This window comes from Klebsiella sp. Ech2A, assembly GCF_030078455.1.
GTDB lineage: Bacteria > Pseudomonadota > Gammaproteobacteria > Enterobacterales > Enterobacteriaceae > Klebsiella > Klebsiella terrigena.
The window spans coordinates 43,626-55,102 of sequence record NZ_JAQGFU010000003.1 but is presented as its reverse complement, the minus strand read 5'-3'; the positions used below and the strand labels follow the sequence as shown (position 1 = coordinate 55,102).

Genomic DNA, 11,477 nt, shown 5'->3' with positions numbered 1-11,477 from the left:
GGCAATGAGAGATGGTGAGCCGTCGTAGCATAGCAGCGGAGGAGTGACAAAATATACGACTTTTCCGGTGCTTACCGCTTAGTGGGCATAAGCAGAATGTATGGTTCCCTCTGAGGACCAGAGGGAACCTCGGGGCGTCAGGCTTTAAGCTGAACCTTCCCGTCTTTTACCCGCGCGTCAAAATGGGCGATGGAGTGGCTCCCATCTTCCATGCAGACGCCGTCACGCAGACGGAAACGCTGTTTTTTCAACGGGCTGGCAACCCACAGGTCGCCTTCGTGTTCGGCAATGATGCCGCGAGAAAGAACGCTGGCGTTGAAGAACGGATCGATGTTGCTGATCGCAAAAACCCGCTCGTCGTGATAAGGGCGGAAGACGGCAACCTGCTGCTGGCCAAGCAGGGCGCAGACGCCGGTTGCCGGCAGGATTTCGTCAATCTTGCAGATGTTTATCCACTGGCTCATACGTTTTCCTCCACCAGAGTCACCGGAATACGCTCATACGGCGTAGCCGGGCGATGCTGTTCACGTTCCGGCACAACCTGAACGTTCGGGTCACGCTGGCTGCTGTTGATAAAGTGCCTGAAGCGGCTCTGCGCCGCCGGGCTGTTGACGGTTTCAGTCCACTCGCAGGCGAAGGCTGCACGCAGGCGGGCCAGCTCCTCTTCCAGGTGTTCGTTCAGACCCAGCTTATCGTCGATGATGACGCGCTTCAGATAATCGATCCCGCCTTCCATGTTATCCAGCCATGGCGCGGTACGCGTCAGCTTATCGGCGGTGCGGATGTAGAACATCATAAAGCGGTCGAGATACTTGAGCAGCGTTTCACGGTCAAGGTCGGCGGCCAGCAGATCCGCGTGGCGAGGCTTCATCCCGCCGTTGCCGCACACGTAGAGGTTCCAGCCTTTTTCGGTGGCGATGATGCCGACGTCTTTACCCTGCGCTTCCGCACATTCACGCGTACAGCCGGACACGCCAAACTTCATCTTATGCGGCGTACGGATGCCTTTGTAGCGATTCTCCAGCTCGACGCCGAAGCCGACGCTGTCGCCCACGCCGTAGCGGCACCAGGTGCTGCCGACGCAGGTTTTGGCCATACGCAGGGCCTTGGCGTACGCGTGGCCGGTTTCAAAGCCCGCTTCAATCAGCTGACGCCAGATTTCCGGCAGATCGTCTTTCTGAGCGCCAAACATGCCGATACGCTGCGAGCCGGTGATTTTGGTGTAGAGGTTATATTCACGCGCGATGCGGCCGACGGCCACCAGGCCTTCGGGGGTGATTTCGCCGCCTGCGGAACGCGGGATAATCGAGTAGGTCCCGTCTTTCTGGATATTGGCGAGGAAGTTATCGTTGGTCTCCTGCAGCGGCGTATGCTCAGGTTTGAGGATGTACTCATTCCAGCAGGAGGCCAGCAGTGAGCCAACGGTAGGTTTACATACTTCGCAGCCGTAGCCCTTGCCGTGTTTTTCCAGCAGCTCATCGAAGGTTTTGATGCCTTCGACGCGGATCAGGTGGAACAGCTCCTGGCGCGAGTAGGCGAAGTGCTCGCACAGGTTATGGTTAACTTCGATACCCTGTTTTGCCAGCTCGGCGTTCAGTACCTGGGTCACCAGCGGAATACAGCCGCCGCAGCCGGTACCGGCTTTGGTTTCAGCTTTCAGCGCGGCAACGGTATGGCAGCCCTTATTGATGGCGGAGATCAGCATGCCTTTGGTCACGTCGAAGCAGGAGCAGATTTGCGCGCTGTCCGGCAGCTTATCGACGCCAATAGAAGGCTTGCCGCTGCCGGCATGGGGCGGCAGGATCAGCGCGTCCGGGTTTTCCGGCAGTTCGATGGCGTTGAGCACCAGCTGCAGCAGGTTGCCGTAGTCGCTGGTATCGCCAACCAGCACCGCGCCGAGCAGGGTTTTGTTATCTGCGCTGACGATCAGGCGTTTGTAGACTTCTTTGCTCTCATCGAGATAGACGTAGCTGCGTGCGCCAGGCGTGCGGCCATGCGCATCGCCGATGCCGCCAACGTCAACGCCGAGCAGCTTCAGCTTGGCGCTGAGGTCGGCGCCGGTGAAGGCGTTGTCCGTGCCGAGGATATGGTCGACGGTTACCTGGGCCATTTTGTAGCCCGGCGCGACCAGACCATAGACGCGGTTGTTCCAGCTGGCGCATTCGCCAATGGCGTAGATATCCGGATCGGAGGTCTGGCAGGTATCATTCACGACGATACCGCCGCGCTGTGCCACCGCCAGACCGCATTGGGTCGCCAGCTTGTCGCGCGGGCGAATACCGGTGGAGAACACGATGAAATCGACCTGCAGCTCGCTACCGTCGGCGAATTGCATGGTTTTCCGCGCTTCGGTGCCCTGCTGGACGATTTCTTTGGTATTTTTGCTGGTATGAACCTTCACGCCCATACTTTCGATTTTGCGCTTCAGCTGCTCGCCGCCCATATTATCAAGCTGCTCGGCCATCAGCATTGGCGCAAATTCGATAACGTGGGTTTCAACGCCGAGGTTTTTCAGCGCGCCTGCGGCTTCAAGGCCCAGCAGGCCGCCGCCGACGACGGCGCCGCGTTTGCTGCGGCGGGCGCAGGATTCGATAGCGTTGAGATCTTCAATCGTACGGTAAACGAAGCAGTCCTGAGTTTCCGCGCCTTTAATCGGCGGGATCCACGGATAGGAGCCGGTTGCCATCACCAGTTTGTCGTAAAATACGGTGCGTCCCGCGCTGGAGTGAATGACCTTCTCCTGGCGGTTAATCGTAATCGCGCGCTCGCCGATCAGGACGTTAACGCCGTGCTTCTCGTAAAATCCTTCACGAACCAGCGAAAGTTCTTCCGCGGTATGATGGGAGAAGTAAGATGACAGGTGGACGCGGTCGTAAGCGATACGGGGTTCTTCGCAGAACACGGTAATGTCAAACTCTCCGGCAGGCGCCTTATCAAGAAGCTCTTCGATAAAGCGATGGCCAACCATGCCGTTACCGATAATAGCGATTCTGACTTTGCTCATTTTTGCCTCGATTTCTTTTCTAATACCGCCTACCTTAACGATTCAGCCGGTACACTTATTGATGCAAATCAAATTCAATCCTGCCTACCCCTTAATGGGTATTGTCATGATTTATTTGGGTTTTTCTAAGTATTGGAAAACTCAGGCTTTTCCTTTTTGTTGCTTTTATGTACAAAAATGGCAGGAGAACGCGGGGGCGGGCTGAGTGAAAATTAAGCAATTTTAACGGGAGCCATCAAGATGACAGCAGCACCACTTTGGTTGATTCAGAACGTGCGCCTGCCTGGCCGCGATGGGCTATGGCAGATAGCAATAGATAAAGGTTGCTTTGGCGATATTACCCCGATGGGCGACGCGCGCGGCGAGAGTCTTGAAGTGCTCAACGCCCGCGGTGGGCTGGCAATTCCGCCGTTTATTGAACCGCATATTCATCTGGATACGACGCAAACTGCCGGTGAGCCGAGCTGGAATCAATCCGGGACGCTGTTCGAGGGTATTGAGCGTTGGGCGGAGCGCAAGGCGCTGCTGAGCCATGAGGATGTCAAAGCCCGGGCGTGGAAAACCCTGAAGTGGCAAATTGCCAACGGCATACAGTTTGTACGCACGCATGTCGATGTTTCAGACCCGACGCTGACCGCCTTAAAAGCGATGCTGGAAGTGAAGCAGGAGGTAGCCCCGTGGGTAGATTTGCAGATAGTCGCCTTCCCACAGGAGGGGATTTTATCCTACCCCAATGGGGAGGCCCTGCTGGAAGAGGCGCTGCGCCTCGGCGCCGACGTGGTGGGGGCGATTCCCCACTTTGAGTTTACCCGCGAGTACGGCGTTGAGTCCCTGCATATCGCCTTTCGCCTGGCGCAGAAGTATCAGCGTCCGCTGGATATCCACTGCGATGAAATCGATGATGAGCAGTCGCGGTTTGTCGAAACGGTTGCGGCCCTGGCGCTAAAAGAGGGGATTGGCCCGCGGGTTACGGCCAGCCATACCACCGCCATGCACTCCTATAACGGCGCCTACACTTCGCGGCTGTTTCGCCTGCTGAAGCTCTCGGGGATCAACTTTGTCGCCAACCCGCTGGTGAATATCCACCTGCAGGGGCGCTTCGACGAGTACCCCAAGCGGCGCGGTATTACCCGGGTCAAAGAGCTGATGGCCGCAGGGATCAACGTGTGCTTTGGTCACGACGACGTTTTCGACCCGTGGTATCCGCTGGGCACCGGCAATATGCTGCAGGTACTGCATATGGGACTGCACGTCTGTCAGCTGATGGGCTACCAGCAGATTAACGACGGCCTGAAGCTGATTACCGACAATAGCGCCCGCACCTTTGGTCTGAGCGACTACGGCATCAGTACGGGGAATACCGCCAACCTGATTATTCTGCCTGCGGAAAACGGTTTTGAAGCCGTGCGCTGTCAGGTGCCGGTACGCTGGTCGATTCGTCAGGGGCGGGTTATTGCCACCACGCAGCTGGCGCAGACCTGGATACAGACCGATAGAGGCGGGGAGGAGCTGTTCTTTACTCGCAATAGCCCCTCTGCGGATGCAAAGGGGCCAAAGGGCTAGCGTGGCTTAGTGTGACCCCGCCTGCGCGCCGTGCTGGCGGTGGCGGGAGACGAAGCCGAGGATAATGCACATCACGAATACCACGGCATAGAGGCCGTTAGCGGTTTGCAGCGCTGCCTGCGGGCCGCTGGCGGCAACGATAGGACCGGTGACCACGAAGGTCAGCATCGTCCCGATGGTGCCGCAGGTGAGCACAAAGTTAACCAGCTTCGGCGAGGAGACTTTGGTCTGCTGCGAACCCAGGGTAATCAGCGAGGTGTAGATAGCGCTGGAGAAGAAGCCAAGGGTCAGGATAAACCACGGCATATGCTCCGGCGAACCGTTAATAAACAGGTACATCAGCACCGTTGCCAGGCCCGCCAGAACGGTAAGAATGCGCTGCAGGTCGAAGAAACGCAGGATGAAGCTGAATGACCACATACCTATCATGTACGACATCCAGAAATCGCTTACCAGCTTACCTGCGTCGCCAAGGCTCATGCCCAGGCCCTTGGCATACTCCGGCACCCAGGAGATAAAGCCCAACTGGCCAAGGATGTAGCACAGCGCGGCGATGGACAGGAACAGTACGCCGATACCCCATTTCTCTTTGACGACCGGCTGGCTGTCCTGCTGCGCTTTATGGCCCAGCACCGGGAATTCACAGCCGAAAGTCAGAACGAAGATGGCGACGTAAACCAGACCAATGCAGACATACACCCAGTACCACTCGATGCTGCGCGCCAGCAGATAGGCGGCAACCATCGGGAAAATCATTCCCGCCATGCTGAAGAAGGAGTCGGTGAACAGCAGGCGCGCGCCGCGCTGGCGGCCTTCATACATATGGGTTATCAGGAAGGTGCCGATCGACATGGTGATCCCGCTGACCAGACCCAGCACGAACATCGACGCGGAGAACAGCGTCAGGCTGTGGCCAAAGATCAGCCCGATTACCGCCAGTACCATCAGGATAAAGCCAAAGCGCAGCTGCGTTTTCAGCGGCACGATCTCCATCAGCCAGGCGTTGAGGAAGATAGAGATCAGGATCCCGGCATTGAGGAAAGTGAAGGTGTTGCTCATACTCGAAACGGGTACATGGAAGTAATCGGCGATATTGCCCATCACCATCCCGGTGACGATCACCAGCGCTCCGGTCAGGGCGTAGGAGAAGAAGCTGATCCATGTGAGCTTGATACGATTGCTGTTAGTCATGACTGGCCTGTGAATAGAAATGTAAAGCGCGTTGACTCTGCGCCAGGGCGGACAGATTTTATTCGTTCGGGTGATGTAAGCAAACGTTTATTATGAAATGTAGATCTTTTTGCATAGATTAGTGTGATGCAGATCGCTTTTATAGATTTGGCCGAGCGAAGTGCGCCTCGTTACAACTGTTTCAGCTACGTAAAATTAGGTAAAAGGCTGGCCCAGGATGCAAAGGCTCTTTAGAATCAATGCACTTGCTTTTTTTCAGCTCCGTTAAGGAATCTCGATGCTCAAATCAACTCTGGCGGCGGTGGTTGCCGTTTTCGCTATTTCCGCTTTCTCCCCGGCCATGGCAGCAAAGGGCGATCCTCATGTCTTGCTGACGACTTCTGCGGGAAATATTGAGCTGGAGTTAAATAGCCAGAAAGCACCGATTTCCGTCGATAACTTCCTGAAGTACGTGAACAGCGGCTTCTACAACAACACCACTTTTCACCGCGTAATTCCTGGCTTTATGGTGCAGGGCGGCGGCTTCAGCGAGCAGATGCAGCAAAAGCAGCCGAACCCGCCAATCAAAAACGAAGCGGATAACGGCCTGCGTAACACCCGTGGCACCATCGCGATGGCGCGCACCGCCGATCAGGACAGCGCGACCAGCCAGTTCTTCATCAACATCGCCGACAACGCCTTCCTCGATCACGGACAGCGCGATTTTGGCTACGCGGTGTTTGGTAAAGTCGTCAAAGGCATGGACGTCGCCGACAAGATTTCCCAGGTCCAGACGCATAACGTTGGGCCGTACCAGAATGTACCGTCCAAACCCGTTGTGATCCTCTCCGCGAAGGTTCTGCCTTAAGCTCTCCCGCGCGCGGGCGGCCTACGCTCGCGCCGTTGTTTCGGCCTTTCTGCGTGACCCGAAATTGCTGCTTATACTTGTGGCACAGGGGACGATAAGAGAGGCGAGCATGCGTTCACTCACCGATAAGCAAAAATCCCGGCTCTGGGAACAGACTCGAAACGTGAATTTTCAGGCCAGCCGTCGGCTGGAAGGCGCCGCTGTACCTTTGGTGACGCTAAGCGCCGATGAAGCGCTGGCGCGCCTTGCTGAGCTGAGGGGGGCGTCATGAGCAGTAAATTTGGCAACGACCGCGATCCCTATCTCTACCCCGTGCTCGACGTATTGCGCAATCTTCCCGGTATTCGCCAGGCCCGGCGGCTCGAGCAGGTCATGCTGGAGATAACCTCCCTACGCGCGGCAACGATTCCCCTGGGGCCGCGCGGGCGCGGGCTGCCCTATCTCTGCGCGATTCACCATCAGCTCTACCAGGATATTTTTGCCTGGGCCGGACGATTCAGGGAGATTGATATCTATCAGGGAGATACGCCTTTTTGTCATTTCGCATGGATTGAAAAGGAGGGCAACGCGCTGATGCGGGCTCTGGAAGAGGAGAACTATCTTAGCGGCCTTGAGCGCAGCGCTTTTATTACGCGCCTGAGCTGGTACTACGGTGAAATCAATGTGCTGCACCCTTTTCGCCTCGGCAGCGGGCTGGCGCAGCGTATTTTCTTTGAGCAGCTGGCGATTCATGCCGGCTTTATCCTCGACTGGCGCGATATCGATCCCGAGGCGTGGGGCCGGGCTAATCAGCTGGGGGCCATGGGCGATGCGCAGCCGCTGGAAGCGATCTTTGCCAAAGTGGTAAGCGAAGCGTGAGATTCTGAGTAGAATAGCCCGGTTTTGTTTTTTCCGGAGCCGCTATGATCCTGCTTATCGACAACTATGATTCTTTCACCTGGAATTTGTACCAGTATTTTTGCGAGCTGGGGGCTGAGGTGCTGGTTAAGCGTAACGATGAGCTGACGCTGGAGGAGATCGCGGCGCTGGCGCCGGAGAAAATCGTTATCTCTCCTGGCCCCTGCACGCCGGATGAGTCGGGGATCTCCCTGGCCGTCATCGGGCATTATGCCGGGAAGGTGCCGCTGCTGGGCGTGTGCCTTGGGCATCAGGCTATCGCCCAGGTCTTCGGGGCGACCATCGTCCGCGCCGCTAAAGTCATGCATGGAAAAACCGCCCCCATCAGCCACGACGGACGCGGCGTGTTTCGGGGGTTAAACAACCCCCTCACCGTGACCCGCTACCACTCTCTGGTCATTGACCCGGACACCCTGCCTGACTGCTTCGCAGTGACGGCCCGCAGCGAGAGCGGAGAGATTATGGCCATTCGCCATCGAGAGTGGGATCTCGAGGGGGTGCAGTTTCACCCGGAAAGCATCCTCAGCGAGCAGGGGCATCAGCTGCTGGCAAACTTCCTCAGGCGGTGATTTGTAGTTGCCATTGACTGATTTTTTATGCATATTTTGTGATTATAATATCACTATCATCATGGCATAACGAAGAAGGATGGCATCACATGGCAACTGAGCAACCGGCAATTACCCGCGCCACGTTCGATGAGGTTATTTTGCCGATTTATGCACCGGCAGAATTTATTCCGGTAAAAGGTAAAGGTAGCCGCGTATGGGATCAGCAGGGCAAGGAGTACGTTGATTTTGCGGGCGGTATTGCCGTCACGGCGCTCGGCCATTGTCATCCGGCGCTGGTTGCGGCGCTGCATGAGCAGGGGGAAACGCTGTGGCATACCAGCAACGTTTTCACCAACGAACCGGCGCTGCGCCTGGGCAGAAAGCTGGTCTATGCCACCTTCGCCGACCGCGTGGTGTTTATGAACTCCGGCACTGAAGCCAACGAAACGGCATTCAAGCTGGCGCGCAACTACACGATCACCCGCCATAGCCCCTATAAAACCAAAATCATCGCCTTCCATAACGCTTTCCACGGCCGTTCGCTGTTTACGGTCTCCGTTGGCGGGCAGCCGAAATATTCTGACGGCTTCGGGCCGAAGCCGGCGGATATCATTCACGTACCCTTCAACGACCTGCACGCGGTGAAGGCGGTTATGGACGATCACACCTGCGCGGTGGTGGTTGAGCCGATTCAGGGCGAAGGCGGCGTGATGGCCGCGACCCCGGAGTTCCTCAAAGGCCTGCGTGAACTGTGCGATCGGCACCAGGCGCTGCTGGTGTTTGATGAAGTGCAGTGCGGAATGGGGCGTACCGGTTCGTTGTTCGCCTATATGCATTACGGCGTGACGCCGGATATCCTCACCAGCGCGAAAGCGCTCGGCGGCGGTTTCCCGATTAGCGCCATGCTGACCACCCATGATATCGCCAGCGCGTTCCATGCCGGTTCCCACGGTTCGACCTACGGGGGAAATCCGCTCGCCTGCGCCGTCGCCGGAGCGGCGTTTGATTTGATTAATACGCCTGAGGTTCTGGACGGCGTCAACGCGAAGCGCGAGCGCTTTGTGCAGCATCTGCAGCAGATTGACGCCCGCTTCGATCTGTTTAGCGATATTCGCGGTATGGGGCTGCTGATCGGCGCGGAGCTGAAGCCTCAGCATCACGGCCGGGCGCGTGATTTCCTGTATGCCGCGGCGGAGGCGGGCGTTATGGTGCTCAATGCCGGGCCTGACGTGATGCGCTTTGTGCCTTCGCTGGTCATTGACGATAGCGATATTGACGAAGGAATGGCGCGCTTCGCACAGGCGGTACAGCGCGTACTTAGCGCTTAGTTGCGCGTAGCCAGATGCCGTGATGCGGGCGCTGACGCCATGCCACCGACGAGATGGTGTGCATGGTGTTCAGATGATCGAGGATCCGCTGCAGGTGCTGCTCCATGGTGCTCAGCGGGCCGCGGGGCACGTCCGCATCCTGCGACTCCATGATATTCACCTCGCCGGCGCTACCCGGCCCGTCGCTATCCAGCCGCTGCTGGCAGCGCTGCAGCGCAATCTCACAGGATTCAAGATAGCGCCGGGCCAGATCCGGCGTCAGCATATTGTGCTCGCGGGCCAGCGTGGTCATGGCGTTGATATGCTCGACAATAAACTGGCTATGGGTGACCCACAGCTTCATATCGTCAAGGTATTGCGAGTTAAAGCCGGGCTCCTGCATCGCCTGATTCAGCGAGTTATACAGCGAGTTGTGCGCCTGGTTGACCCGCATCCGCCGATAGGCCAGCGCCGGCGCCTGGTGATCGTCGCTGAGAATGAGGCGGATGGCTTCCTGGTCCGCCTCCAGCGCGTCATGGGCGTTTTTACGCAGCAGGCCGCTTTGCCACTGCGGCCACAGCCATACCATCCCGCCGAAGGCAATCAGGCACCCGATAAGCGTATCGATAAGCCTGGCGACAATAAACTGCTCGCCGTTGAGCGTCAGCAGCTGCAGGGTATACACCGCCGTGACGGTAAAGCCCACCATCGCCCAGCCGTAGCTCTTGCGAATAATCAGATAGCTCAACAGCGTGATAATCAGCATCGCGGTCAGCGTATAGCCCTCCGGGACGTGGAAGTGCAGCGTCAGTCCGGCAATCACCAGGCCGGCAAGGGTCCCCGCCGCGCGGTGGACGATGCGGACCCGCGTCGCGCCGTAGCCGTTCTGGGTGACAAAAAGCACCGTCATCAGGATCCAGTAGGGTTTGGGCAGGTTTAGCGCGCTGCCCATCAGGCTCGCTGCGGTGAGCATCACGCAGATCCGGGCGGCGCTGCGTAAAGCCGGCGATTTGTAAGAGAGATAGTTTTTCAGCGCAGGCAGCAGCGGCAGGCGCCGTTCCTTATCGGCCATCAGGTTACGCGGGTACAGCGGGCGCTGGGTGCGCAGCACCCGGGCAAGGCGGCTGAAGTGCCATGCGCAGAATTGCCCGACCGGGTTGTCGGGGTGCTGAGAGGCAATCTTCTCCAGGGCGCCGATCTGCTTATCCATGTTAAAGCGCTGCGGATAGCGGTGGTACAGGATGTCATCAGCCAGCACCCTTAGCCGCGCGGCGACGGTTTGCGCATTCCAGCGGATTACCGCTTCCGCGTGGCTGCGTTCGACCAGCTTCTGCACCTCTTCCGGCTGATGCAGGCTGACGGAAATATGCTCCTGCAGATCGAGGGCCACCTGAAACGCCCGCAGCAGGCGCTTATGATCGTTACGCTGATTGGCCGCCAGCATATGCATCTGCTGGTAGCACTGGGTGATCAGGTCGACGACCTTTTGCTGACGGGTAAGCAGCGGAGGCAGCGAGGTTGCCGGGTCGATATGCTGGGTCAGCAGGCTGTATTTGGCTTCACAATAGTTGGCCAGCTCCCGGTAGAGCAGGCTTAGCGATTCGCGCAGCGGCTGCTCGCGCCACAGCCAAAACCAGAACCAGTTGAATAGCCCGTACCACAGCGTGCCGAGCGCGTAGATCAGCAGCGGTTCCCAGACCGGCATATTGCCGGCGAGGCTCAGGGTAAAGATGGCGGCAATCAGCGAGGCGGGCAGCAGCCTCGCGTGCAGCGAGCTGATTTCCGCCGTGACGCCAAGGAGCAGGGTCAGGCCGCTGAGAATTAAAGGCAGCGGGATATCCTGCTGGAGAAGGAGCTGAACGATCAGGCTGCAGCCTGCAAAGAGCGAGCCGCCGATAATCAGGCGTTTAAAGAAGCGCTTGTGCGGCGTATCAAGGCCGGCGACGTTGCAGCATGCGGGTACCAGCGAGAACAGCAGGCCCTGCTGCAGGTGGCCGAGAAGGAGGCCAATTGCGACCGGCAAACACAGCACCAGCGTTTGCCGCAGTGCGTAGTTGACTTCCGGGTGGTAAATCAGCCTGCGCCACATAGAGGGAAAACAAAAACGGCGTATTGCA

Annotated in this window: 10 protein-coding genes; 6 read left to right on the top strand and 4 right to left on the bottom strand. The window is 57.8% G+C overall.

The window, feature by feature from the left end:
* Nucleotides 1-137: 137 nt before the first annotated feature.
* Together nirD and nirB are read right to left on the bottom strand one after the other, a co-directional pair.
* Nucleotides 138-464: a nitrite reductase small subunit NirD gene (gene nirD / locus PFH44_RS01575; RefSeq protein ID WP_283824115.1), complete on the bottom strand. Its 327-nt coding sequence runs from the start codon at nucleotides 462-464 to the stop codon at nucleotides 138-140.
* Nucleotides 461-3,004: a nitrite reductase large subunit NirB gene (gene nirB, locus PFH44_RS01570; protein ID WP_283824114.1), complete on the bottom strand. Its 2,544-nt coding sequence runs from the start codon at nucleotides 3,002-3,004 to the stop codon at nucleotides 461-463. Before nirB ends, nirD begins: the two co-directional genes overlap by 4 nt.
* A gap of 240 nt (nucleotides 3,005-3,244) precedes the next feature.
* On the opposite strand from nirB, the gene PFH44_RS01565 reads away from it, so the two are divergent.
* Nucleotides 3,245-4,567 (top strand): cytosine deaminase, encoded by a 1,323-nt coding sequence (locus tag PFH44_RS01565; RefSeq protein ID WP_283824113.1) that lies wholly within the window; start codon nucleotides 3,245-3,247, stop codon nucleotides 4,565-4,567.
* 6 nt (nucleotides 4,568-4,573) lie between these two features.
* Here the strand turns inward: PFH44_RS01565 and tsgA are convergent, their stop codons facing one another.
* Nucleotides 4,574-5,758: an MFS transporter TsgA gene (gene tsgA / locus PFH44_RS01560; protein WP_123709748.1), complete on the bottom strand. Its 1,185-nt coding sequence runs from the start codon at nucleotides 5,756-5,758 to the stop codon at nucleotides 4,574-4,576.
* Nucleotides 5,759-6,035: 277 nt separating this feature from the next.
* On the opposite strand from tsgA, the gene ppiA reads away from it, so the two are divergent.
* The 5 genes from ppiA (at nucleotide 6,036) to argD (ending at nucleotide 9,381) form a co-directional block, all read left to right on the top strand.
* Entirely contained in the window at nucleotides 6,036-6,605 is a 570-nt protein-coding gene (gene ppiA / locus PFH44_RS01555; RefSeq protein WP_045854052.1) for a peptidylprolyl isomerase A, read from the top strand.
* 109 nt (nucleotides 6,606-6,714) lie between these two features.
* Nucleotides 6,715-6,876, top strand: coding sequence for a YhfG family protein (locus PFH44_RS01550; RefSeq protein ID WP_283824112.1), 162 nt, complete (start codon nucleotides 6,715-6,717; stop codon nucleotides 6,874-6,876).
* Nucleotides 6,873-7,463, top strand: a complete 591-nt coding sequence (locus PFH44_RS01545; RefSeq protein WP_283824111.1) for a putative adenosine monophosphate-protein transferase Fic — start codon at nucleotides 6,873-6,875, stop codon at nucleotides 7,461-7,463. Before PFH44_RS01550 ends, PFH44_RS01545 begins: the two co-directional genes overlap by 4 nt.
* A 44-nt stretch (nucleotides 7,464-7,507) precedes the next feature.
* A complete protein-coding gene (gene pabA / locus PFH44_RS01540; RefSeq protein WP_283824110.1) occupies nucleotides 7,508-8,071 on the top strand; it encodes an aminodeoxychorismate synthase component 2 in 564 nt (187 codons plus the stop codon).
* 89 nt (nucleotides 8,072-8,160) lie between these two features.
* Complete coding sequence (gene argD, locus PFH44_RS01535) at nucleotides 8,161-9,381, top strand: bifunctional acetylornithine/succinyldiaminopimelate transaminase (RefSeq protein WP_283824109.1); 1,221 nt, start codon at nucleotides 8,161-8,163, stop codon at nucleotides 9,379-9,381.
* Here argD and PFH44_RS01530 read toward each other — a convergent pair.
* Complete coding sequence (locus PFH44_RS01530) at nucleotides 9,371-11,449, bottom strand: YccS/YhfK family putative transporter (RefSeq protein ID WP_283824108.1); 2,079 nt, start codon at nucleotides 11,447-11,449, stop codon at nucleotides 9,371-9,373. The two genes, argD and PFH44_RS01530, sit on opposite strands and share 11 nt — an antisense overlap.
* Nucleotides 11,450-11,477: the final 28 nt, after the last annotated feature.

Bases quoted from the DNA above. Each gene is read 5' to 3' on its own strand.
- nirD (WP_283824115.1), bottom strand. From the start codon at position 464: ATGAGCCAGTGGATAAACATCTGCAAGATTGACGAAATCCTGCCGGCA.
- PFH44_RS01530 (WP_283824108.1), bottom strand. From the start codon at position 11,449: ATGTGGCGCAGGCTGATTTACCACCCGGAAGTCAACTACGCACTGCGG.
- PFH44_RS01545 (WP_283824111.1), top strand. From the start codon at position 6,873: ATGAGCAGTAAATTTGGCAACGACCGCGATCCCTATCTCTACCCCGTG.
- pabA (WP_283824110.1), top strand. From the start codon at position 7,508: ATGATCCTGCTTATCGACAACTATGATTCTTTCACCTGGAATTTGTAC.
- PFH44_RS01565 (WP_283824113.1), top strand. From the start codon at position 3,245: ATGACAGCAGCACCACTTTGGTTGATTCAGAACGTGCGCCTGCCTGGC.
- tsgA (WP_123709748.1), bottom strand. From the start codon at position 5,758: ATGACTAACAGCAATCGTATCAAGCTCACATGGATCAGCTTCTTCTCC.
- PFH44_RS01550 (WP_283824112.1), top strand. From the start codon at position 6,715: ATGCGTTCACTCACCGATAAGCAAAAATCCCGGCTCTGGGAACAGACT.
- ppiA (WP_045854052.1), top strand. From the start codon at position 6,036: ATGCTCAAATCAACTCTGGCGGCGGTGGTTGCCGTTTTCGCTATTTCC.
- nirB (WP_283824114.1), bottom strand. From the start codon at position 3,004: ATGAGCAAAGTCAGAATCGCTATTATCGGTAACGGCATGGTTGGCCAT.
- argD (WP_283824109.1), top strand. From the start codon at position 8,161: ATGGCAACTGAGCAACCGGCAATTACCCGCGCCACGTTCGATGAGGTT.